Here is a 25,773-nt window from a genome sequence, read left to right on the forward strand (position 1 = left end):
CCTCCATTTTTATTTATCATTCCAGCTATTAATAACTGAGCTCATATTATTACTTGCTGGTATAGTTAAATTTGTTAGATTCCTAGCATATATCTTCATTGGTTCAGTAATATATTTTGAAGGTAAACTAGATATTTTTCTTACTACAAAATCTGCACACTCATTTCTTTTAGTGCTTAAATCGATTAAACCTTTAAATACGCCAATCCTTTTATTCTCAGGCTGTTTAATAAACTCTTCAGAAAGTTGTTCGACTATTAAGTTAAGTTCGACAGAAGAAAGATTTTTAATATTTTCCTCAGCGTTTAATTTAACAATGTCATTCCCTGATAAATAAGCTTTAATAACTTGAACAGCATCGTTAGATAATGCTTTTCCGAATGTAATTGAGTCTAACCCTTTATTACGTGATAAGTAGAAATAAGGTTTGAGATCATGATCTATAAGATTGGGCTCTATTCTAACCCATTGCTCAAACCATTCATCTTCCCATTTTTTATCTATCTTTTTCTTTTTTATTAGATTATTTGCTTTAGATTTAATATTTTGATCTTCATCAGATTCTTTTTCATTATCAATCTCTTGGTAATAGCTCAAAATCTCATCTAATTTATTCTCTTGTTGTAGCTGAACAAAATCTGTAAATATTGATGGTTTGACATATTGTAAGACCATTACCTTAACTAAAACCTGATCATCAATCTCAATGTTTTTTAATTCAGCAGTTCTTTTTCTTAATTCAAATTCATTTAAAAATCTTTTAAACTGTCTAGGATTACCATTTAAACCTGAATTTAAAAGTTCTGCTATCCTTTTTGCTAATGTAAAATTTTTAACTATAAGTACATTGTCCTTGCTTTCTTTCGGTAAAGATACACTTGATAATTTTTCTCTATATTGTTTGATCAAATCCATTTTTAATGATGAAAATTCGTCTTTATCTACTGTATTCTCGCTTAATAATAGTGTTATATAAATCTCTGTTTCAGCAACATTCATTCTTGGAATACGCACTGGATACTGAATGATTTTTTCTAAATATTCTTTACCAATATCTATTTTTGAACCATTATCCGATATATCTTCCGAGTATTTTTGCTTTATTGCATAAGCAATTTGCCTTTCATCTGCTCCATAGATAAAAGCAACTTTACCAGAAAACATAAATAGTCTCATCGCCTCAAAAAGCTCTAAAATCGTAGCAGTGGAACATCTATCAATTTCATCTATATAAATTGCTACACGTGTGATGTCTGTTGTATCAATCAATTCTCCAAACTTTTCTCTGAACATTGAGATTTCATTTCTAATTTTCTCATCAGATGTTGCCTCAATATAATTATCTTTAACTGTGTTAATAAACTCTTTTATATTCTCAGACTGTCCAAGGATTAATTCTGATTTACTTGCAGATGGATTGGTACTAAATGTAGATAGTGCAGCAAAGAAACCTTTTGATATGACTGGTATTAAGTTTATATTTAACAAACTTTTCCTCAATCCTTGCAAGATTCCTTTTGCGGTTTCTCCCAACTTTTTCTTTTCTTCTATTGAGTCTAAAAGATAGTTAATAATAGTTGTTTTAATATCATCGTAACCCTCAAACAACCATGCGTTGAAATTGACAACCAAAGCCTTATTATCTTTATCTTGCAACCTTTTTTGGCTTATTGACATAATGCTTGATTTTCCACTACCCCAATCGCCATACACCCCAATACTTGCTGGTAGTAAACTGTCTTCTAAAATTATATAATTTACTAAGTCTGCTATATATTCAAAATCTATATAGTCAATTTTTGATTCACTATCTTTCCACATTATATTTTTCACCTCCAAACATTTTTGGTAACGGTTATTTAAACTCTATAATCAGTTTGTTCTTCTGCTACCATCTTAAAATCAATAGAATTTTCCAAATACTGCTGATTTCTATCTAACTTGTTGTCATTTATTAATTTATAATATTTATTGTTATTAATATTGTCTATATAGTAATAGTCAATCTTATCAATAATGCTTGCAAAGTCTAAAAAACTTATAGAACTGAAGTCTTCTGTCTCAAGACCAGTGTTTAATACAAATTTATAGTCGTCAAAATCATAGAACTTATCCTCTTTCTCAGAGGTTAGATCTAGATATATTTTGGTTAATTTTGCAATAAGACAAATGTATTGAAAATCTTTATCCGCATATTGTGTTTTATTGTTAGGATGAGCCATAGAATAGTAATATCTGTTCTTCTCTTTTCTTACATCGAGAATCTTGCTATAAACTAATAGTTCTATAGGTTGTCCAAAATACTTGTCATATTCATTTCCAGCTTTTAATTCCTAAATGGTCTATTGTATTTTTATCAAACCTCATCTTAAATTCTTTATTATTCATGATTGACGCCTTTCTCTTACTCAATAATTCTATATATTTTTTTTATGAAACTATATATATTTTTCTTAAACTCTGTTGAAGAGTTACCAGCTAAATTAATATATACAGCATTAATTTTTGAAAGAATTATTCCTTCATTACTTAGATTCAAAACTAAGGACTCTTTAGGTTCCGATGATGGATAACACAGAATTACCTTATTTGTTTTTAACATAGATGAATAAAAACACATCTGATACACATCAGCATTACTAAATGGACTAGAAGTTTTATTTTTCATATCTAAAATGCAAGAACACTTACCTCCAGTAAGAGTTTTCCTATAGTTGTACAATAAATCTGGTAAATAAGTTTTATTAGTTATTCCATAATCAGGACTATTGTATTCTCCAAAATAATGAGGTTCATTCCAAGTTGTGAAGTAATTATCATCAGTATATACAATCAACACCTTTTGTACAAAATACTCAAAAAGTTTATCAAAGTTTATAAGAATATTTTCCCCAAACCCGCTTTCTCCAAACCCTGATACTGACATATCATTAATTATAATATAAGCTAAAGTTAGTGCTTTTTCACAGTATTTTATATTTCTTGTAACCATAGGCTTGTTATGAACTCTATCTATTCTAGAAATATTTTGAAAATTTCTATCTAAAAATCCTTTTACATTCTCATTTACTAAATCATATATTTTTCTATAAGCTAAATATAAAACTCTGTTAACTTCGATATCTTTGCTTAAATTACTTATATGGACAGCAAATGGATCATCTTTTTTTTGTTGGAGACGTACAACCGTATTCAATAAATCAAGCGTTCCATTAGAAAACTTAGATGTCGTCTGAAAATCTTTGTACTGCATTGGGAGACCGATTTTTATTATTTTCATAAGTTCATTAATAAATAATTCAGATATTGATAGATTTTTATTATTATCGATACCAAAGATGTCCTCATCTAAATCCACTTTATTATTTAAAAAAACAAAATAGTACATCCTCATAATATGAGATAGGTTTAATCCAAAAACTTTCGGTTTTATTATGATTATCCTATTAGGTAACTCTATAATCCCAACATATTGTTTAGGAAATTCTACAAAACCATTGTTGAATTTTGATTGATCAATTGTTATATTATGTCCTTGGAATATTCCAGCTAACACCTCATATTCTTCCGAATTAATAATTATAGTATTTCCTTGTTCTATAAAAACTCTTTCCTTCTCCATTAGATCATCCTTGACTTCTAGGGTAAAATTCTTGAACTAACTCCTTAATAAACTTATCAGTATCTTGAATTCTATTTGAAATATTCACCCCTACAATTTTTCTTAAGTCATTGATATTGCCATAAGTATATTCTTCAATAATAGGTATAATATAATAGTTAAAAAGATCCTTTAAATCAACGTCTGTCCAAATAAATTTCCCTTGTTTTTTTATCCAATCAGGCATAAAAAATGATTGTCCCAAAAGTAAATCCTCATTTTTTAAAACTTCGAGTATCCTTAAATTTATTTGTTTCATAATTTGGTAAATTTTAACATCATAATTTCCCATATATTCTGAATTATTTTGGACAACACTATAATTTGGATTAAACTTTACAAAAGCAAATCTTCGTCTTATTGCATAATCAATAAATGCTATACTGCGATCTGCAGAATTCATTGTTCCAATAATATATAAATTCTCAGGTATCTTCAAATCTGTTATTATATCACCATTGTCTAATCTTAATGGTGAAACTAAATCAACTTCGTACTCCCTATCCAACACAAGAATAGTTTCACCAAAAATTTTTGAAATATTACCCCTATTAATTTCATCTATTATAAATAAATAGTCACCTTTCATTCCAGATGCCTCTTTACAAGCTTTTAAAAAAACTCCTGCTTTAGTAACTAAATTACCTTCTAAATCTATAGTATGACCACCAATAAATTGTTCGTAACTCATTGATGGATGAAATTGAACAGTTTGAACTTTTTCAAATTTTGATTCAATTTGTTTTGTTATAAAACTTTTCCCAGTTCCTGGTACACCATGTAATATTACTTGCTTAGCATTTTGCAAAAGTTCATACAAATTGTCAGGAGAGATATTGTCCCCTACACTTTGAACTACTTCATTTATATATTCTCTATCCACAATATGTTCTCCTAATAAATCAAAATCAATGTTACCTGCAAATATTTCTGGTAATTCACCTTTAAAACTCAACATATCTCTTAAATCATTGCCATGAATCTCAGTATTTACAAACGATAATGTTTTTCTGTCATCAATAAATATATTGTTTATTTCTTCTGATGAAATGTTTAATTCTTCACAGGTTTTCTCTATACACGCATTCCTCAAATCATCATCTTGTGCTTTTTCATCTACATCGAAAGCTCTAAATCGCATATACCAAGCAGAAAAATATGTTAAGCTTATTCTTTTTCCATTCAAAAAAGCCTCACTACATAAAATGTCTATATAGTTTCTTGCAAACTTAAACTTATCGGTATTGTCATCTGAAACACGTAAATATTTTGAGGTATCTATTAGGGTATTATCTACAGTATCTCTTATTCTTGATAATAGACTTTTAAATGGTGTCCCTCCATTAAAATAACTACTCTTATCAACTGGATTCGAGATAGAAAAAGGGAATAGACAAGTCCTTTTTCCTGGTTTCTCATTAAAATCAAAAAGAGCTCCAAGATTAAACAATATTTGATTATATTTTTCTTTTTCATCAGAATTCATTTCTCCGACTTTTTTATAATAATATGGAATTTTAGTATTGAATCCTAACCCTTTAAAGAAGAAAAATAATCCTAGTTGTTCTGGTGACTTCATATCGAATTCAGTAAAATAATTAATGGTTTCTTTTAATGAATTTTGACTTAAATATTTCATATACCCTCCTAAATATGATTCCAAAATTGATATAGAATTTCATCAGCTATTACCTTAGCAAGTTTCGGTGGGACAGCATTTCCTATAACCTTATACATTCCCACAATATCACTTGATGTATCATCAAAAAATATAAAATCATCTGGGAAAGATTGAAACCTTGCAACTTCTCTAATCGTATATCTTCTATTCTCTATAGGGTGTATAATGCCACAATTTTCTGGTTGAGCAGAAGCTGTTATAGTCCCATTAATTTCATGTCTAGCAAATCTTCTATAAAAATTAGGACTTCTATACTTTTTCATATTATCCCTAATTTTTTTTAATCTTTTTGGAAGATGCTCATATGGAATATCTTTCCATGATCCTCCTTCTGTAATAAAAGGAACCATGCTCGCTGACTGAGGAGATAAATCCCAACTTACTTGATTTGGAACTTCTTCAGGAATATTTATAACAGCTCCTACCGTTTGAGATTCATTTTTTCTCATCGGGCTTGGAAATACAAATCTTTTGTCATATTTAGAATCAAATGCCACAATAAATACTCTATATCTGTTTTGAGGAACTCCATAGTCACTAGCATTCAACAACTTGATTTCAACATTATAATTAAGCTCCTCTAAACTTTCTCTAATAGTATCTATTAGCTTGCTACCATCTTGGTTTTTAACTGATAAAATACCTCTTACATTCTCAAAAACAACAACTTTTGGTCGTTTTGCATTTATAACTCTTAAGCATTCAAGGTACAAATTGCCTCTTTCATCGTCAACCCCTAATCTACTTCCTGCAGTTGAAAATGGTTGGCATGGAAATCCTGCTATTAAAATGTCACATTCAGGAAATTCATCATTATCTATTGTTAATATATCTCTATCGTCAATTTCTCCTAAATTTTCTCTATACACTCTTTGAGCGTCCTTATCAAAATCATTGGCATAGACAATCTTATATCCCGATTGTTTAAAACCTAAATCAAGACCACCACAACCACTGAATAACGAAATAACCCTTGGAGTGTTTTGAGGTTTTCTAACTATTCTAGTTTTATCTTCAAAAAATAAGTCCATACTAAGTTGATTATAGTTCATTTAGTTCCCTTTCATCTTTATATTCAATAATATCCCCAATATCACATTGAAAATACTCACAAATCTTTCCTAATGTTTCCAAACTCACATTTTCATCTCTACCCATCTTTGCAATAGTTTTAGGTGTTGTGCATATTGCACATTGTAAGTCTGTTTTTTTCATATTTTTATCTATTAATAACTTCCATAATTTATTATATGAAAATGCCATATCATTCTCCAATTCTTATTTTAACCTTTCCAAATGTATAGATTAACTACCTTATTATAGCATGAACTCTTGTTTATTTTCAATGGCTTAATGTATTGTGTTAAATAATCAAAAAAATAAAAGGCAGTCCGAAGACCGCCTGTATTTAGATTTCTTGCTCTTTGTTATGATTAGACTTTTTATTTTCTTTCCCTTTATCTTCTTTCTTAAATTTTTCAATTGCTCCAAGTATTGAGTTTTTCTCTTTTCCCTTAGATGTTTTTTCTAATTTATATTCAGCTTTTTCAAGTTTACTTTTTAGTCTATTTATATCTTTACCTATTTGTGCTGATTGTTCAAAAGAATCTGAGTAGTATTTATCCAATTCTCTTTCTTCAATTTTTGCCTTTAATTCCTTTATTTCATCTTTTAGATTATCGATACTATTACTTTTATCCATATCCTTAACCGCTTTTAATAGCTTAGAAGATAATACACGCACATTTTTATGCTCTTTTCCATTATTATCAATACTTGTTCTAACTTGCCCAAATATTTTAACAAAATCTCCTTGTTTTAAGTTTGTTACTTCTTTTGTCTTATCTCCATAGGCTGAGCAATTAGTATAGACTTTGTTTCCATCATCATCTTTAGAAACAAGAGAAAAATTGCTTACTTTAAATTTCTCTCCATTTGCATTTTCTCTTTCAAGATTTTCTACTTCTCCTACAATGTTGCCAACTATATTTACTAAATCATCTTTTTCTTCGAGTTCATTGGCATTTTCTCCTATCTTCCCTAGCTCTTTCATTTCATCAATCATATAATCAAAATCTTCACTTAATAGTGTAAAGGTGTCGTTATCTATATATTCCTTATAAATCTCACTTAGAACTTTTTCATCATCTATTCCTTTCTCAAAGCCAATTATTGCCTTTATTAGGTCTTCATAGTTTTCATTTGCCATTTTTTCTATATTTTCTCTCATTTCTTTGTATTCCATAATTTCCTCCGTAAATTAAAATTAGGAGAGCTAATTGCCCTCCTTACCTTTCTTGTTCTTTTTCACTTTTTTCTTGTGTGTTTTCTTTTTTCTCTTCTGATTTGAATTTTGATATTTGTCCCAATATTGATGGTTTTTCTTCCCTTGCGTAAAGATTATCCTCTACATCATAAGTTGATTCAAAGTAATCACTATCTTTGAAGTCATTGTCATACCTATCTACTATTCCATCATTATCAAGATCTTTTGCAAGTGGATCATAGAAGTTTCCATCATCATCTATTTCTAGTCCTAGAGCTTGCTTTAAATCTTCTTCATCTACTGATACCAGATCATCAAAACTTGACATCTTTATGGCTTCAGTCATATCTTTAATAGCTTGTGAATTAGATATATATTCTTCTACAAAAGATTCTGTTCTAATAGCAACATTATCTACATACTGAGTCCATGTTTTTTCTTCAATGTCTATCTCATATTGAATTGAATGATTACCGTTAGGTGTTTCTGTATAGGCAAGTCCAATGTGTTTTAAATCAGGATATAACTTATCAAAATCTTCATAGCTATTACTTTCTGAAAATTCATAATTTGCATAGTCAATGATTGCCCTCTTTAAATCTTCTAAGACTGGTGAATCATTTTCTAATTCTTCTACATCTCCCATATCTAAAAGTTTATTTATTTCTGCAAGTCTTAAAGTTTTTTCCCTTAACTCATCAGCTTTTTCAAATGGTTTTTTTAATTCTACTTTAGCATTTTCTAAAGATTCTTTGTAAGATTCAAGATTTTGTTTTAGCTTTTCAAGTCTTAGATTCATTTTATCAATGGCATTATCAAGTCTTGTAATGTTACCATCAGGAGAAGTTGAAAACTCTCCAAAATACTCCGCTTGCCCTTTTAATTTAAAGGTGTAAGTATTAGTCATGAAGTTATATGAAGCTTCTAAATCAAAATTTCTATACTTTCCTATAACCTTACTTTCATTAATTTTTAACTTTTTGATTTCTTCTAATAGTTTTTCTCCAGCTTCTTTTTTATCATAGATTGTATTTCCTCCAAGACTTAAAGAAGTAAACTTGTTTTCGCCACTAGCTAAGGGTTCTACATCTACCATGTCCTTTTCTACTGCCTTAATTAATTTTTCAGTATTTTCAATATTTTTAGGATAAATTTTATTGACCTTATCTTCAAGCTTATACTTATTAGACTTATAGTTTGATTCAAGCATTTTTAGTTTTGTAACTTCGTTATCTAAATCCATCTTTTCTTTAATTAGAGGATTGCCCGTAGCTAAAGCTTTGATTTCCGCATAAGAAAGGCTTGATTCATCAACATCTTCTGCAACCCTTACTGGAGTTTTTGAAGTCATAATTTGAGAAATAAACTTTTGCTTGTTCTCTATTGTCTGGTCGAGTAGGTCGGGGATATTACTATCCCTTTCCCCTCTAAGAACCGTGCATGAGAGTTTCCCCTCACACGGCTCAAGTTTTTATAAGCCCTGATTAAAGAGCCAGCGTGTTTTCTTCATCATTTATATGCAATTTTCTATGACACCAAGGGTGTACTAATGTTTTAAGGGTAATGTTATTTTGAATTGTTTGATGTACTCTAAAGTCTGTATCAATAGTTATTTTCTCTCCACAAACAGGGCATATTCCATTTTGCGTTTTATACAGTCTATTTATAACTGTACGTCCTTTAAGTTCGTTTCGTATTTTTAAATCTTCTCTTTCTTCAAAGTATATTTGCCAATTTTCATCAAATGGATTTGCTTCAGCTTGTATCTTGGTAAATCTTTTAATATCAGTATCTGTAGCATATTTAAGACGAAGATAGTATTTCTCGCCATTTTCCATTTTGTCGCCAGTTGCTACACTGAAAGTCCAGGTTCTATTTCCAATGGTATGGAAGTATTTCTTAGCTATCCATTTTCTACCTTTCTTTGGGTGTCTACGAACGCACCAGGTCCACAAGCTTTTATATATTTCATAATCAAGTTTTTCAAAGGCTTTAGATGAAACATTATATTTATGATAGTTTACCCAACCTATAATGATTGGATTTAATTTTCTAATCAAAATTTCTTGTTTCATTGACGGATTATCTTTTATGATTCGTCTGATTTTATCGACAATAGCCTTAAAGTTCTTATCAGATGGTTTTGTAAGCAACTTATCTTTATACATCCTAATATTAACTCCAAGAAAATCAAAACCGTCATTTATGTGTGTTATGAGTGTCTTTTCCTCTGATAATTCTAAACCTCTTTTAGCTAGAAATTTTACAATGATTGGCTTTACACCATTTTCAAGCAATTCTGCACTTTCTCCTGTAACGATGAAATCATCTGCATATCTAACAAAGTTAACCTTTGGGAAATATGTTTTCTTATTTACTGTTCTTCTATGGTATTTCTCTTTGATTGCTTTTTCTAAACCATCTAATACCATATTGGAAATAATAGGTGATATTGGCGAGCCTTGGGGACTTCCTGTTTCTGTTGGAAATAGTTTTTGTTTTTCTATATATCCACACTCAAGCCAGAGTTTTAATAATTTCTTGTTCATCGGGATATTATTTAATATCCATTCATGACTTATATTATCAAAACAACCTTTTATATCTCCCTCAAGTACCCATTTTGCAGATTTCTTTTTATTAAGTGATGTAAAACACTGCTCGATAGCATCTTGTGTACATCTTTTTGTCCTAAATCCATAAGAATTAGGGTCAGCAGTAGTTTCTGCTATTGGTTCAAGTGCAAATTTATATAGGGTTTGCATTGCTCTATCCGTCATTGTAGGAATGCTGAGAGGTCTTTTCTTACCATTTTTCTTTGGTATATACACTCTTCTAAGAGGCTTAGGTTTATATCCTCTTAAATTTAACTTTTCTATCGCCTTATACTTTGCCTGTGGTGTTAGCCATAATTCGCCATCTACACCACTTGTTTTCTTGCCTTGATTTTCAGTTACCCTCTTAATAGCTAAGGCTTTTGCATAAAATGAAGTTGTGAGTAAATGTTGTAAAGATTTTACCTTTCCATATTTACTCATTTTCCACGCTTTCACAATACGCATTTGTAGTTTTTTAACATAGCTTTCTGCTAGAGAAAAGTCTATACTTTCCCAGTTTTTAGCTCTGTTAGTAGTAGCACACATTTTACTGTTCATTTGCTTTCTCCTTTCAAAAATTCTACAAGTTCTCTTGTGATTAAAAACCAAATGGAAGTCTGCACTCTTTCAAGTTAAGGCAAATTTTGAACCCCTATCCATCTCATTACAAGATGGCATTCGCTTTTTCCATTCTCCTTTACCTGCACCATTATCAGCATTTCTTACGATTTGCCTTGCCTTATGGCAATAGTACAGGCTTACCATGTTTCACTTAATTAACATTGATAACTTAGGCTCTACCTCTCTGCCGGTAGTCTTTTTGTCCGTGTAATCCCACTGTGGAAAGGATTATCCGACTACACACCATTTTGGTTCAGGCTTATCAGCAACTTTAGCCTGTTCACCTTAACGACATTTATCAGTAGTTCACATATGTTAGCCATATTATCAAGCCTCGCTCCCTAACCACCTTGTTGCTGGCAGTTTCGGTATTTCCTTACGGTTTTACCTCAAGTAGGGTTACTTTAATATCGGCTTACCACACCTACGTGCAGTCGATACTCGGCTCAACTAACGGAATAGTTGGTTTGGTCATCATGCCAAACAGTTAAATTAAGCGACTTCATGTCGCACCCACAAATAAGCATCAAAGGTATTTTCTGTTACATATCTAAAGATATTTACCCTATCATTTTCATTACCTTGACGAACAATTCTACCCGCCCTCTGCTCAAGGTCAGACGGTCTCCATGGGACGTCTAAATCGTGTAAGGCTATTAATTTGTTCTGTACATTTGTACCTGCTCCCATTTTTTGAGTAGAGCCTAATAATACCCTTACTTCGCCTTTTCTAACCTTGGCAAATAGTTCATCTTTTTGTTTATCGGTGTCAGCCTCATGGATAAAGGCTATTTCTTCTTTAGGTATTCCCATATTCACTAGCTTATTTCTAATATCATCATAGATATTAAACTCTCCATCTCCTTTTGGTGTAGACATATCTGAAAATACTAATTGTGTCGATGAATTTTCTTTTGTCTTATCCCAGATCGAAAAGATATTTTTAACACATACATTTACCTTTGAATTAGGATCATCGGGAAGTAGTGGATTTATTAATCTTTGGTCAAGGGCAAGTTTTTTACCATCATTTGTAATCTTTAACATATTATCTTCTGTTGGCTCTACTTGGTTATTTCTAACAGCGTCAGCCCTTTCTGAAATAGCTTCTAATATTTCTTTTTGTTCCTCAGTAGGTTTTGTTTTAATAACTTCAAAATTTGCTTCTGGTACTGGCAAATTTAACATATCTGAAGTCTTTATATCTGCTACTTCTTTAAACATGCTCATCAATTCTGGCAAATTATAGAACTTTGAAAATCTTGTCTTTTGCCTATATCCAGTGCCTTCTGGAGATAATTCAAAAGTGTTTTCTGTTTCTCCAAAGGTAGAAGCCCAAGCGTCAAAATGTTCTAATCCTCTTGCCTTTAAATCGTCATATTGAAGATATCTTTGCATAGTATAAAGCTCTGTCATTGAATTTGATATTGGTGTACCAGTAGCAAATACAACGCCCTTTCCATCTGTCATTTCATCCATATACCTACATTTCATATACATATCCGAAGACTTAAAGGCTTCACTCTGACCGATACCCGCAACATTTCTCATCTTGGTATGCAAGAATAAGTTTTTGTAATTATGAGCTTCGTCTATAAATAATTTATCTACTCCTAGTTCTTCAAAGGTTATTACGTCATCCTTTTTAAAATCATCATTTAGTTTTTCTAGTCTTACCAAAAGTTTCTTCTTTGTCTTTTCCAGTTGTTTTACAGTGAAATTTTCTCCTCTATTTCTTTTATTCTCGTCAATAAAGGAAACTATATCATCTATTTGGTCTTGTATATGCCTTACCTGGTACTCCTTAGACATTGGTATTTTTTCAAATTGAGAGTGTCCTATGATGACCGCATCATATTCTCCCGTTGCAATCCTACCAATAAATCTTTTCCTATTTTTAGGTTGAAAATCTTTTTTATCGGCCACCATAATATTTGCTGACGGATATAATTGCATAAACTCTCTCCCGATTTGAGTAGTTAGATGGTTAGGAACTACAAATAATGACTTACTTGCAAGTCCTAACTTTTTAGATTCCATAGCAGAAGCTACCATTTCAAAAGTTTTTCCTGCTCCTACTACATGGGCAAGTAGTGTATTTCCACCATAAAGAGTCCTTGCTATGGCATTTTTTTGATGTTCTCGAAGTCTGATTTCAGTATTCATTCCATCAAAAGTTAAGTTAGAGCCATCAAATTCTCTATTCCTAATTGAATTGAATTTTTCATTATAAATCTTTTCTAGCCTATATCTTCTATCAGGATCTTCAAATATCCAATTCTTAAATTCTTCTTTAATCAGTTCTTGCTTTTGACTTGCAAGCATAGTTTCTTTTTTATTCAATACAGAAGTCTTAGACCCATCATCATTTATTACTTGGTCAAATACCTTCGTATCTTTTAGATTAAGGGCATTTTCAATTAGCTTATAGGCATTTACTCTACTTGTACCATAAGTCATGTTAGCAAGGTCATTTGATGAGTCTTGGCTCTTACCCTCAACATTCCACTCGCTTGTAAATGGAGAAAATTTCACCTTTATATTCCACCTTGCCCATCCAGGTGTTTTTAGTAGATTAAAGGTAAAGTTTTCTATATCCTTTTCAGGTATCCAAGTTGCTCCAAACCTTACATTTATTTCAGATGCAGTAAGTTCTTTTGGCATAACTTCTTGTAATTTTTCCCTTTGAAAATTTAATTTAGATATTTCTTTTAAAAAGTCATCTTTCTTTTCACTTGGAACAAGTTCGCTTACTCTTTCAAGTTCATTTATATATGAGTTTAAATAGCCAATCTTTTCTCTAATATTTCCACTTAGGTATTCATCTGCTGCTACATATTTAAAATGAAAGGGATCATCATTAGAAAAATTTTGAAAAGGCATGATATTATTTGTCTTATCAAAATCTTTTATATCTAAAAAGATTTCTCCTTCAAGTTCTCTTATTAAAGTATTTCTATCCTTATCTGTTAAATTTTCCATATAGTCAAAATCAACATTACCTCTTTGTGAAATGGATAGAACTAAGGCTTCAAGGGAAGTATCGACATGGTCTACTACTTTTGCCCTTGTTATTGTTCTTTTTGAGAAAATATCACTTTTAGCCTTAAAATTATCCTCATCATCAAGTATTTCTATTGATGAAACCAAAGGAAAGTTTGAATCTTCCTTTAAGGCTCTTGTATTTGATAGGGAATTTATAAAGCCATGCTTTTTAGAAAAGTTATCATAGACTTCATTTAACTTTGCTTGTGACTCTTTTATTTCCTCGTCTGAAAAATCATCCTTTTGCTTTTCTATTACATCTTTCAAAGCATTCATTACATCAAGATAATCTTTTATCTTCTCTTTATTTTTATCTGATATATTCTGCTTAATTAAGACTGAGTTCTCTCTTAGGTAGACATCTTCGTCAATAATGGTATAGGAAAAATTCTTAACATCATCTGTCGCTGGAAGACTTAATTCTTCATCTTCCAATAGCTCGACTTCTTCATATTTAGAATTTGAAGATATTTCCTTACTTGCTAGATCCATTAAGTCTTTTAGATTTTCGTCTTCTTTTTCATTACAAGTGATAGTATTTCCAAATCTACCAGATACTTCTTTCATATCCCCTAATACCATCCTAGGATTATCTACAAAATATTTATTGTAAGTTAGACCTTTTTTATCAGTTGCAAGGTGTATCCAATCATCATCTCTTTCTATAACCGAATCTCTTTTCTTTAGAAAAATAATATCTGATGTTACTTCAGTTCCAGCAGAGCCTTTAAATGTTGTGTTAGGAAGTCTTATTGCCCCTAAGAATTCTGCCCTTGCATTTAGATATTTTCTTACCGATTCATCTTTTTTATCCATTGTTCCACTTGATGTAATAAAGGCAATTATCCCACCATTTCTGACCTTATCTATTGATTTTGCAAAGAAATAGTCATGAATTAGAAAGTTATTTTTGTTATATTCCCTATCATTTACCTTAAAATCTCCAAAAGGAACATTACCTATTGCTATATCAAAAAAGTTATTTGAAAAGGAAGTTTCTTCAAAGCCTTTTATTTGAATATTAGCCTTTGGATAAAGTTTTTCTAAAATTCTTCCACTTAATAGGTCTTGCTCTACTCCATAAACTTTTGACTCTTTCATCTCAGTAGGTAAGTTACCTATAAAATTTCCAACACCTGCTGATGGCTCTAAAATATTTCCAGACTTAAAACCCATATCAGACAAGGTCTTATATATAGAATCAATTACTTCTCTTGGTGTATAAAAGGCAGTTAAAGTTGACTCTTTGGCATTTTTATATTCTTCCTCCGATAGATTTTCTTTTAAAATATTTCGAGCATCTTCCCATTGACCTTTCTTTTCTTCATCAAATACATCAGCAAGACCACCCCAACCTAGGTAATCAGCAAGGTAGGCTTGTTCGTATTCTTTTGGAAGTCTATTTTCATCATCTAATCTTTTTAGCATTTTAATTGCTTTTATATTCTTATCTAGTCTTTCAGATGGTGTAAGATTTTCAGAATAGATATGACTTTTTAAATCATAGTTTTTAGCAAAGGTCATATCTATCTTTGGCTTATATCCTTGATTTATTAAGTCTTCTTTTCCTCTTAATAGATTTTCCGCAGATTCTCTTGGCACATCATATTTATTCATCATCTCATCTATTTCAGGATTATATGAATCAAGGATAGATGTTTGTATAGGTTCTACTTCTATCTCATCTTCTAAAGATTGATCTGATAAATTATATATCTTATATTTTCCACTATCTAAGATTTCATCAAGCTTTCTACTTTCTTCAAAAGTTTCTCCCTTGTATAGACTAAATTTTTCTCCGTCAATTTCTACTTCATTTCCAGTTTCAACTAGACTTATCTCTTTAAAAACATCTGTATCCTCAAAAATAAATTCTCGCCCAACTTTCACGGCTATCTTTTCATTTGTGTAAGTTAGATTTTCAAAGATATTATCAAGATAAGCATCATTTCTATATGGGATAACTTCAGAACCACTTATCATTCCGCCTAAGTATTCTGTATTATCCTTTATAGTTACAGTTTTAAGTCCTCCACTCATTTGGTCAAAATTTGTAATAGTGTAGTTTTTATCTTTGTATCTAACTTCATCTCCTATAATAAACTTAGGTCTTTCAAGACTTATCTTATTTAACAAATCTTCTTCATTTGAAAAATCTACAAAGGGACTTTTGAAGATATCATCACTATCAGAATTTAAGATTAACCTATGACTTCCATCTTCTTTTTCTCTAATTTCATCAACAAGATACTCCCTATTTTTAAAATATATCTTATCTCCAGGTTTTAAATCTAAATCAAGGCTTTTATCTTTTTCAAAAGATAATTCTCCATTAAAAACTCTTTCAAGCTCTTCACTTGTCATCTGTTTTACAAGCTCTGTATCTTTAATCTCTCTAAAAGTTTTTGGAAAATCTTCTAAGATTAATCTTTGTGCATTTAGCTCTTTTAGTTCATTAAGATTAAAATATCCCCACTCTGGCTCATCTCCCAAGACAAGACCAAAAGCATCACCTGTTTCTCTATCATATTCAGTCATGTACCAAGTCCAATTGCTTTTAAATGGGATAAAATATGCTGTATGAACTTCTTTATCAGCTAGATTTATATTTTCTTGGGCGTAAAGATTTGGCACTCTTTCTAGCATTTCATCAGTCATTAAAATGCTTGGATTATCTTTTGCATAGAAAAAAGAAGCCTTGTCAGCTTCTTTATCAGAATTTATTTCATTTTCTAAACTTCCACGTATTCTTTGATTGCCATTTCCTTCAATGTGTTCATCATTTCCTTGTACTCTTTCTGATTCTCGTCCTTTATCTCCAAGGCTTTCATCATCTTTGCTTTCTCTTTCGCTATATAGTCTATTGCCTGAACTTGAATTTCCTTCAGATGATTCAAAAGTGTTTTCTCCTCGTACATTTCCTGAAGTTTCTTCCAGTTCTCCATGTCCTCGCTCATCACTAGATAGGATAGTCTTAGGACTGCGTAGGTCGGATTCGGAAATTTCTCTATGAAGTCCTCGTCCATCTCCATTTGATCCAATGTTATCTCCTCTATCTTCATCGCTATCTCTTCTGGTGTCTCCATCTCTGAAAACTCGCTTGTCATCAAGTTCTCTTTCCTTATCATCTCGTCTAAGTAAACCATCTTTACCTCCTTCATCTTCTTCTATATCTATATTATAGTCGGCGGCAGTCCTTTCTGTCAGCAGCCTACGCCTATCAACTTCTTTAGTTTTTTCTATTGTTTTGTCAATTATATCTTCACTAACCCTTGAAATTACAATACCTATCGATTCAAGTGAAATTGTATTAAGTCTTAAAAAATTATTTTTAATATTTTCCATATCCATTGGATAGTCGTGATTAAATCTTTGACCAACTGCATGGGAAATGGAATCTCTCATAAATTTTTCAAAGCTTAGCCTATCTTCAATATCTATTCTTAAATCAGAAAGCAATAGATTTATATACTCATCTCCATAAATGCGACTTAAAGAAAATATATTTTCATTTAATGAATCACTTGTTTCAAAAGAATTATCCGTAATTAATTCATCTAATGCTTCCTTATGATTATAACGATCAAACTGCCATAAATTTACTTGATTTAGATTTCTATTCATTGAAGTTGTTTGGCTTATATCAAAGATATATGAAACTTTTTTATATAGGTCATTTCCAATTAAAATTGGAATACCCTTTTCTCCTCTCATAACAGTTCTATCAAAATATTTTCTCCACATATCAAAAGTTGCACAAGCAGTCGCTTCAGGCTCTTTATTGTATATACTTAGCTGACTTTCAAAATCATACTTCTGATTATTTCCAATAACCTTTAAAAGTTTTAAATACTCTTTTTCATCTTGTAATATCTCGTACTTAATCGATTGGGTTATATTCTTAAAATCATTTACTTGCATATCCTTCCTCCTTCCGTTTTTTGACAATAAAAGAGACGATAGATTTTAATTTCTATCGTCCATGTTACTTATCTATTATTTATATTTTTTTATATCATATGCACATAATTGTCTTCTATATTCAGTTGTAGTTCTCTCATCTTCACTTAATGATTTGAAATATTTTTCTGCATCATCTAGTTTAATATTTCCTTTTAGAATTTGAAATGCAATTAACTTAGGTTTTAAACTAATTCCTATTTTTTCACTATCTAAGATTCCCTTTATAGTATTTGGTATATTCTTAAAATCTTTATTTTTCATTGATTCTTCTAGTGACTTCATTTTATCGCTTTGTTGAGTTTTTAATTTTTCAATTCTTTTTATATTTTTATTTATTTTTGAAAAGCCAAAAATAGGAAAAAACTGTTGAGACTGTATTACTAATTTATCTACAACTTCTAATAATTGGAAATTTTCTTCTTCAATTATCTTAAAATAATTTTTCATTATTTCACTTGTATTTTGAAAAGAGTATCTAATTGTATTTACAGAACCAACCGCCAATACTTTTTCATTATTCTTTAAGGAATCTAAATCATCTGTAATGCTTACTCTGATATCTCCTCCAGATTTTATATCTCTAAAAACATTTTGAACCTTTCTAATATCCATAGCTGATACAGGTAACTGTAAGTTAGATAATGTTTCATAAATAATTTTAAAGTTATCTGTTTTAATTTTATTAATCTTGATTGTTGGTATTCCCTCTATATCTATATCATGATCAACAACTTGTATATTATTCGAACCCTCATCATGTTCAACAAGCAAAAAATTTTGTCTTACTTTTTCAGCCTCATCTGAATTAGGATCTACATATGTGAAAATGGTTTTTAATATACTTTTAATATTATTATCGCTAATGCTATACCCTATAAAAATGATCGGATTATGCATAAATAATGAAAGCAATTGAGCTCTAATAAGTTCATATTTTTCATTAAATTTATTATAGTCTTCATTAGTAATAATTATTTTATCTGGCTCAGTTACACAACCATGAATTTTATAAATCGAACCATATGGATCACTCAATAATATGTCATTTCCAATTAAGGGTTTAAATCCAAAAATGTCTTCTAACATAACATCATAATTTGTTGTGATAATTGAGCTTATATTTTTTCTTGCTTTTTTTAATTCGTTAAGTTCATCTATATTTTTATAGTCAAGTTTATCTAAAATTTTCGAAATATATATCTTGAACCTACTTATATTTATATCTTGTTCCATTAAATCATAAAATTGGTCATTTATATATTTGAATTTTCCTTCCCTGTCATTTCTCACATCTTCATCAAATTTATGTTGTAAATCAGATGCAATTAAATCATATTTATATCCATGATCGTCATGATATTTAGACTTTATATCATAAAAATATTCATTGCTACCTGTTAGATCCATAGCAATTTTTTTTAATAAAGCATCCCAACTATATGAATTATTTAAATATCTTAAACTCATACCTGTCCCTACAAAAAGCACTGGATGGTTCTTAAATTTTGAAATAAAAGTTTTAATGTCCATTTTCAATTCCTTTCTTTATTAATTATATCATTTATAGTTGCTATTTTGCACTAATACACATTATTGCGATAATTATTTCCATTAAAACATCAACAACAATAGAATTACCCGCTTGTCTATATAGCTTACTTGAAGTGCAATTTTTTCTTCTTAAATGAGCCTTTTCTAATTTATCTATATCACTATCATCAAACCCCATTAATCTTAAACATTCTCTTTCTGTTAAATACCTATATTTTCCATTGCCTATATCAATTATTCCTGAGTTTGGTACTCTCATTTGTTTGGTTGTGATTGTATAAGCATAGTTTTTTATTATCTTTAATCTTCCTTTAAAAGAGTTGTTTAAGTCTTTGTTTAAGAATTTAAGCATATAGGGTTGGGTCATTGTATATAGACTACTTACTTCTTTTTCTAAAAATTCATTTAAGGGTCTTGTTTCTTTTCTTTCTAACTTATCAAAAGAAAAGTTATTTTTTCCAAAATACGATACAACAAATATCCTTTCTCTTTTTTGCGGAATGCCAAAGTCCATTGCATTTAGAATTTCATACTTATTTTCATATCCAAGGTTTTCTAGCTCTTTTAGATAAATAAAAAAGGAGTCCCTCATATTTCTATCAAGGACTCCCTTTACATTTTCCCAAATTATCCATTTAGGTTTATCTTTCATTTCTTTAATTATTCTTATTGTTTCAAATAATAAGCTTGATCTTGTTCCTGAATTTTTTACTCCACCTTTCTTTTTACCAATTCTTGAAAAGTCTTGGCAAGGACTTCCATGCATAATTAAGTCTATGTTCTCATTAGGTGCTTTATATCCTACTACTGATTTTGCTATATAATCTTCTCCATAAAGTGCGTTATATGATTTAACACAAGACTTATCTATTTCTACATAATCAATTACTTCATAAGGTATCTTTAAATTAATAAAAGCCTTTCTAATAGCACCTATGCCACCGAAAAGCTCTAATATTTTAATCCTTTTCATTTAGATTATTCTTGTATCTATCTACAAGCTCCCTTATGTTATCTTCTATTTCTCTTAAAAAGTCATCTTTGTCTACTTCACCAGAGCTAATCTTTGCAAGTTTCATCTCCCATTCAGATGTGGTCTTTGCTGATTTAAATCTTTCTTCTACAATGGAAACTAATCTATTGCCTTTTTCTGTTACAAGTAGATTTTTCTTATCTCTTTTAATTAGTCCCTTATAAATTAAATTTTCAATAATTCCAGCTCTTGTGGCTGGTGTTCCTAAGCCTTTTCTTTCTACTTCTATATTTTTATCAAGACTTTCTACTCCCGCAAGTTCCATTACCTTTAAAAGACTGTCTTCAGTGTAGTGACTTTGTGGTTTTGTAAACTTTTCTGAAATTTCTTTAGATGAAAGTTTGATTTTTTCTCCAGTAGATAATTTAGGTAAGTTCTTTTCTTCTTTGTTTTTTACATAAGCTTTTAGATATCTTGTATATCCCTCATTAATTACGCTTTTACCACTTGAAGTAAATGTAAATTTATCGTATTCATAGGTTATTTTTGTAGTTGATTCTATTAAATTATCCGAAACAGACGCTAGTAATTTATCTTTTATTAGATTATATATTTTGCTTTCCTTATCTAATAGTTCTTTTGCTTTTTCAAGACCTGATAAGGTTGGAATTAGTGCATAGTGGTCGGTTACCTTAGATGAATTAAAAATAGACTGGAAGTTTGATTCATTAATCTTAAAATCTTCGTGAAGATCTACTAAAAGTTCTTTTATGGTTTCCACCATATCATCAGCTAAATACCTACTATCCGTCCTTGGATAGGTTATTAACTTCTTTTCATAAAGGCTTTGTGCAATTTTTAAAGTATCATTTGCTGAATATCCAAAGTATTTATTTGCTTCTCTTTGAAGTGTTGTTAAATCATATGGCTTATCAGGTCTTCTTGTAGCTTCCTTATTTTCGACATTTGTTATTATGATTTCATTATCTATTAGATTTAATAACTGCTCTGCGATTTCTCTTTTATCTATTCTTTCTGATACAAGTTTTAAATCTTTGTAAGATAAGTCGACTGTATAATATTTTTGTTTTTTAAATAGACTTATTTCACTATCCCTTTTAGCTATTAAATATAGGGTCGGTGTTTGGACTCTGCCCACTGAATAGGATTCTTTATATAAACAAGAATATAACCTACTTAAATTCATTCCTACAAGCCAATCTGCAATTGATCTTGCCTTTGCTGAATCGTATAGATTAATATAGTCGTCTCCTTCTTTTAAGTTTTCAAAGCCACTTTTTATTGCACTGTCTTCCATAGAAGATATCCAAAGTCTTTGAATTTTCTTCTTGCATTTTGCCTCATCATATACAAGCCTAAAAATTAATTCTCCTTCACGTCCAGCATCGCAAGCATTTATTACTGTGTCTATGTTCTTATCGTTTAAAAGTTTCTTTAAAACTCCATATTGTTTCTTAGTGCTTTTAGATACTTCATAAATATATTCTTCTGGAATTATAGGAAGAGTGTCTATTGTCCATTTCTTCCATTTTTCGTCTATCTTATCTGGACTTACCATTTGAATTAAATGACCCACGCACCATGAAACAATGTATCCATTACCCTCATAATATCCACTTTTTCTTGATTTTGCTCCTATTACTTTTGCAATAGAAACTGCTACACTTGGCTTTTCTGCTATTACTAATTTCATTTATACCTCCAATAAAAAAGAGCGAAAGATTTCTCTCTCGCTCAAGCTTTTAAAAATTATTATAATAGTTCATCGTCTTCATCTAAAGATTCTTCGTGACTTTCTTCATTGTCAGATTCATCTTCTGACTCACTAATATAATCCTCATCGTCTTCTTCAAAGCCTTCCATTATTTTATCCTCTTTTGCTTTGACTACTTTAAAATAATATCCTGCTCCAACAACTCCACCTATTACAAGTGCAATTATTAGAAATGAACCTATGGAGCTTTTCTTTTCTTCCTTTACTTTTTCTATTTTTGGCTCTTCTTTTTTTACTTCTTCTTTCTTAGGCTCTTCCACCTTTAAAGTGTTTTTATCTTCTGATTCAATCATATTTAGTAAGTCTTGCTCTCCTACTTCTGTTAGTAGTCTTACATTATCTTGGCTTGATGAATGATCTACTATTAAATGCAAGGTCTTGCCGCTTTTAGTTTGAAAGGTTAGAAATTGTCTTACATCTACTGGATTTTCTTTATCTTTTTCTATATCTCCACTTGGTGTAATATCTTTTCCATTCCTATCTACATTTTCAGTAACTGTTCCTCTTGCTTTATTTTCTTTTGTAGCAAGATTATTTACTGCCTTTGTATTACCACCTTTTACAAGAGGAGTCTTTTGCATCGGTGTCTTATTTGTATTATTTGGTGTTGTTTTATTTTCTTTCTTATTATCAGGAATTCTTGGCACATCTTGATAAGGTATTTCTTCTTTTGATGGTGTAAAAACATCATCTTTTAACATCTTCTCAAATTCTTCTTTTTGTGGTTCATAAATGCTTTCTTTTTGACTTTCGACTACATTCTCATTTGTCATAGCAAAGCTATTAATTGGACTTATACAAGTAAAAAGGAGTAGGCTTAATGCTACTCCTCGCTTAATATTTTTTATCATCTTCTTTTCCTTCCTTATTTTACATTTTTAAAAACATAGACTGCTTTTCTTTGGTTATCCCATTCAATAGTTTGGTTCTTTCCGTCTTTAATATCTCCATGGCTTGCTCCAAAGGCTTTTGCAATATTTGAAATTGATGCGTGAATTCTTCCATTTATAATGACTGGCTTAACATCTGAGTTATATACTTTGCCGTCTGAATCTTTCATAACTCCAGTATCAATATTTAGTCTTAATGTCTTTTTAGCCAAGATATTATTCTCTTTATTTGAAAAAATAGCTTCCCTTGTTTCATTATCATATTCAACATTAAAACCTAAGGTGTAAGCAATATATCTTACTGGAATCATTGTTCTTCCATCATCCACATAAGTTTTAACGTCCATGTATACAGTAGTTTTCCCCTTATGGTCGATAATGTTATAGAAGTTTTTATCTACTTGAAATACTGCAAATTCTTTTTCCCTGGAAATTTCTTTGTCTTTATCCTTAGCTTTATCTTTCATCTTATTTAGATCAAATTGATTTAAAATATTTTTATCATCAGCCTTTAGAATTTCGTTCCATTTTTTATCATCTGCTTTCTTATCTTCTTTTTTAGTTTCATTTTCTTTTTTGATATTTAGAAGTTCATCAAGCTTTTTAGATAGGTCAGATTCTTCTTGTTTCTTTTTATCTTTTTCATTATCCTTAATAGCTTTATCAATTTCATCTTTTCTCTTTTTGTTTTCTTCTTCGATTAATTTTTTTAAGTCTTCAGATTTTTTATTTAACTCTTCTTTTAGCTTTTTCAACTCTTCATCAGTTGATTTTTGCTTATCTTCTAAATCTTTTATCCTATCTTCAAGTTCTTTTTTACTTTTTTCTGATAAATCTTTTAAACTATCAAGGTCTTTTTTAATATCTTCAATTCTCTTACAACAAGAATCTTTCTCTTTATTTTTATCTTCAATGTTTTTCTCAAGCTCCTTGATTTTATCTTCTTTCTCAGAATTTGATTTTTCTAAATCTTTAATCTTACTATCCTTACCTTCAATTTCTTTTTCTTTAACTTTAATCAAATCTTCTAAGGACTTAATCTTATCTTCTAATTCTTTGATTTTTTCTTCATTATTTTCATTCTTTTCTTTTTCAGCTGCAAGTTCGCTCTTAGTCTTTGAGCATTCATCTTTTAATTTAGAATTTTCATCTTGAAGTTTCTTTATTTCGTCATTAAGCTTATCTCTTTGAGAACTCAACTCATCGTCATTAGTTTTCTTAATTTCTTCAATTTTCTTATTTAAATCAGAAATTTCCTTATCTTTTTCCTTAATTTTTTCTTCAAGATTTTTCTTTTCTTCTTTTAATTTTTCTCCATTATCCTTACAAGATGAAAGTTTGTCTGTTAGCTCTTTAATCTTTTCTTGGTCTTTACTCTTTTCATTTTCCAAATCTTTTATTTTATCTTCTAATTCTTTAAGCTGATTTGTTAAATCTTCGATATTTTTATCTTTCTCATCAATATCAGATCCTGTCATATCAGTTTGAGTTGAAGCATCTTTTGGAAGTTTACTTAAATCAACAAATATATGACCCCATAATTCTTTAGCTAAAGGATTTTTACTTTCTAAAATATTAAATTTAACCTTTGCTTCTTCTAAAGACGGATTATTTATTACAAGTATATTATCATCAGTTAAGCTTACTCCATCATCTTTAGAATCCAAAGAAAAATTAATTTTATCTCCTTCATCAATGCTTTTTATCACTTTATTTAAATCAATTTTTTCATATCTCTTTTTTGCTACAAGTGTTATTTTTTGCCCACTTGCACCAAAACTTTTTAATTTTGGCATTTCTTTTATAACAGAAATGTCCTTTAATTTTGAATTATGAATATACAAAGTGTCTAAATTTTTAAGATTTCTAAGGGGCGTAATATCTTCAACATCTCCATCTGAGCAGCAAAAATATCTTAACTTATTAAGTTCTGAAACCACACTAATATCTTTAACTGGTGTTGATTGATATTGAATAACTAACATTTCAAGATTTTTTAAATATTTAATTGGACTCAAATCTTTAATCGAGTTCATATTCCTTTGAAACTCTTTTAAATTTACTAAGTTTTTTAATGGACTTATATCGCTAATAGGATTAGCACCTATTGATAAAACTTTTAGATTTGTAAGTCCACTAATTGGACTAATATCCCTTATATCATTATCAAAAAAGTGAAGTCCTTCTAACTTCTTTAAATGCTTAATAGGGCTAAGATCTTTAACATTTCCATAATAAAAGTCTAAATCTTTAAGATTTGTCGCATACTCTAATCCAGCTATACTGGAGATACCTTTACAAGTTAATTTTTCTAAGTCTTTTATATTTTCTTTAGTTACCTTATCTACCTTAATTGTTTTTTTAACAGCTTCTTCTAACTTTTTATCTTCAAATTTAACTTCATTACTTTCTGCAAATACAGAATGAGTTGTTGTCGTTAAAATTAACAAAAGAGCCATAAACAAGGCTCTTAGTCTAATCGTATTTAGTTTCTTCATTATTAAAAATCTCCTTTTCTCTTAATTTTTCTTCTCTTTTTCTATCATTAATTTTCTCCATTAATTCTTCAAGACTAATGTTATTTCGTCTTAGAGTAACAATTATTTCTTCATTTTCAACTTGAATTTCTTCATCACAAATTTCCTTATATTTTGCATTTAAATCATCAAGTTTTTCTTTTAGCTTTTTCTTTTTGTTCCTAATACTTATAAGTTTTTTATTCACATAGTA

At 29.8% G+C, this 25,773-nt stretch carries 13 protein-coding genes and 3 pseudogenes; all 16 read right to left on the reverse strand.

The features are described from left to right. Positions 1–9: 9 nt before the first annotated feature. Positions 10–1,821, reverse strand: a complete 1,812-nt coding sequence (locus tag KQI68_RS05340) for a KAP family P-loop NTPase fold protein (protein WP_216549101.1) — start codon at positions 1,819–1,821, stop codon at positions 10–12. Positions 1,822–1,859: 38 nt separating this feature from the next. Beyond that, a complete protein-coding gene (locus tag KQI68_RS05345; RefSeq protein ID WP_216549102.1) occupies positions 1,860–2,222 on the reverse strand; it encodes a hypothetical protein in 363 nt (120 codons plus the stop codon). 182 nt (positions 2,223–2,404) lie between these two features. Further along, complete coding sequence (locus KQI68_RS05350) at positions 2,405–3,622, reverse strand: McrC family protein (protein WP_216549103.1); 1,218 nt, start codon at positions 3,620–3,622, stop codon at positions 2,405–2,407. A gap of 4 nt (positions 3,623–3,626) precedes the next feature. Then, positions 3,627–5,300 (reverse strand): McrB family protein, encoded by a 1,674-nt coding sequence (locus tag KQI68_RS05355; RefSeq protein ID WP_216549104.1) that lies wholly within the window; start codon positions 5,298–5,300, stop codon positions 3,627–3,629. Between the two features lie 8 nt (positions 5,301–5,308). Then, complete coding sequence (locus tag KQI68_RS05360; RefSeq protein WP_216549105.1) at positions 5,309–6,394, reverse strand: DNA cytosine methyltransferase; 1,086 nt, start codon at positions 6,392–6,394, stop codon at positions 5,309–5,311. Continuing rightward, on the reverse strand, positions 6,384–6,605 hold the full coding sequence (locus KQI68_RS05365) for a helix-turn-helix domain-containing protein (RefSeq protein WP_216549106.1): 222 nt from the start codon (positions 6,603–6,605) through the stop codon (positions 6,384–6,386). The genes KQI68_RS05360 and KQI68_RS05365 overlap by 11 nt, the downstream gene beginning before the upstream one ends. A 331-nt stretch (positions 6,606–6,936) precedes the next feature. After that, positions 6,937–7,587 (reverse strand): annotated as a pseudogene (locus tag KQI68_RS10330) (DNA-binding protein); the annotation flags it as partial. 43 nt (positions 7,588–7,630) lie between these two features. Further along, positions 7,631–9,004: pseudogene (locus KQI68_RS05375) on the reverse strand (helicase-related protein); the annotation flags it as partial. An 88-nt stretch (positions 9,005–9,092) separates the two neighbouring features. Further along, a complete protein-coding gene (ltrA, locus tag KQI68_RS05380; RefSeq protein ID WP_216549109.1) occupies positions 9,093–10,763 on the reverse strand; it encodes a group II intron reverse transcriptase/maturase in 1,671 nt (556 codons plus the stop codon). 576 nt (positions 10,764–11,339) lie between these two features. Beyond that, positions 11,340–17,792: pseudogene (locus tag KQI68_RS10565) on the reverse strand (helicase-related protein); the annotation flags it as partial. A 75-nt stretch (positions 17,793–17,867) separates the two neighbouring features. After that, positions 17,868–19,364: an SIR2 family protein gene (locus KQI68_RS05390; RefSeq protein WP_216549111.1), complete on the reverse strand. Its 1,497-nt coding sequence runs from the start codon at positions 19,362–19,364 to the stop codon at positions 17,868–17,870. A 40-nt stretch (positions 19,365–19,404) separates the two neighbouring features. Then, a complete protein-coding gene (locus KQI68_RS05395) occupies positions 19,405–20,358 on the reverse strand; it encodes a DNA cytosine methyltransferase (RefSeq protein ID WP_216549112.1) in 954 nt (317 codons plus the stop codon). After that, positions 20,345–22,072, reverse strand: a complete 1,728-nt coding sequence (locus KQI68_RS05400; protein WP_216549113.1) for a DNA topoisomerase 3 — start codon at positions 22,070–22,072, stop codon at positions 20,345–20,347. Before KQI68_RS05400 ends, KQI68_RS05395 begins: the two co-directional genes overlap by 14 nt. A 59-nt stretch (positions 22,073–22,131) precedes the next feature. After that, positions 22,132–23,004, reverse strand: coding sequence for a CD1107 family mobile element protein (locus tag KQI68_RS05405; protein ID WP_216549114.1), 873 nt, complete (start codon positions 23,002–23,004; stop codon positions 22,132–22,134). Positions 23,005–23,018: 14 nt separating this feature from the next. After that, positions 23,019–25,541 carry a stalk domain-containing protein gene (locus KQI68_RS10485; protein ID WP_216549115.1) on the reverse strand — a complete coding sequence of 841 codons (2,523 nt, stop codon included), beginning with the start codon at positions 25,539–25,541 and terminating at the stop codon, positions 23,019–23,021. Next, the gene (locus KQI68_RS05415; protein ID WP_216549116.1) at positions 25,519–25,767 is read right to left on the reverse strand and encodes a hypothetical protein; all 249 of its coding nucleotides are present in this window, start codon (positions 25,765–25,767) and stop codon (positions 25,519–25,521) included. The genes KQI68_RS10485 and KQI68_RS05415 overlap by 23 nt, the downstream gene beginning before the upstream one ends. Positions 25,768–25,773: the final 6 nt, after the last annotated feature.

Source organism: Peptoniphilus ovalis, assembly GCF_018919265.1.
GTDB classification, from domain to species: domain Bacteria; phylum Bacillota; class Clostridia; order Tissierellales; family Peptoniphilaceae; genus Peptoniphilus_A; species Peptoniphilus_A ovalis.

Coding starts and splice junctions, on each gene's coding strand:
- KQI68_RS05340 (WP_216549101.1), bottom strand. CDS start 1,821: ATGTGGAAAGATAGTGAATCAAAAATTGACTATATAGATTTTGAATAT.
- KQI68_RS05345 (WP_216549102.1), bottom strand. CDS start 2,222: ATGGCTCATCCTAACAATAAAACACAATATGCGGATAAAGATTTTCAA.
- KQI68_RS05350 (WP_216549103.1), bottom strand. CDS start 3,622: ATGGAGAAGGAAAGAGTTTTTATAGAACAAGGAAATACTATAATTATT.
- KQI68_RS05355 (WP_216549104.1), bottom strand. CDS start 5,300: ATGAAATATTTAAGTCAAAATTCATTAAAAGAAACCATTAATTATTTT.
- KQI68_RS05360 (WP_216549105.1), bottom strand. CDS start 6,394: ATGAACTATAATCAACTTAGTATGGACTTATTTTTTGAAGATAAAACT.
- KQI68_RS05365 (WP_216549106.1), bottom strand. CDS start 6,605: ATGGCATTTTCATATAATAAATTATGGAAGTTATTAATAGATAAAAAT.
- ltrA (WP_216549109.1), bottom strand. CDS start 10,763: ATGAACAGTAAAATGTGTGCTACTACTAACAGAGCTAAAAACTGGGAA.
- KQI68_RS05390 (WP_216549111.1), bottom strand. CDS start 19,364: ATGGACATTAAAACTTTTATTTCAAAATTTAAGAACCATCCAGTGCTT.
- KQI68_RS05395 (WP_216549112.1), bottom strand. CDS start 20,358: ATGAAAAGGATTAAAATATTAGAGCTTTTCGGTGGCATAGGTGCTATT.
- KQI68_RS05400 (WP_216549113.1), bottom strand. CDS start 22,072: ATGAAATTAGTAATAGCAGAAAAGCCAAGTGTAGCAGTTTCTATTGCA.
- KQI68_RS05405 (WP_216549114.1), bottom strand. CDS start 23,004: ATGATAAAAAATATTAAGCGAGGAGTAGCATTAAGCCTACTCCTTTTT.
- KQI68_RS10485 (WP_216549115.1), bottom strand. CDS start 25,541: ATGAAGAAACTAAATACGATTAGACTAAGAGCCTTGTTTATGGCTCTT.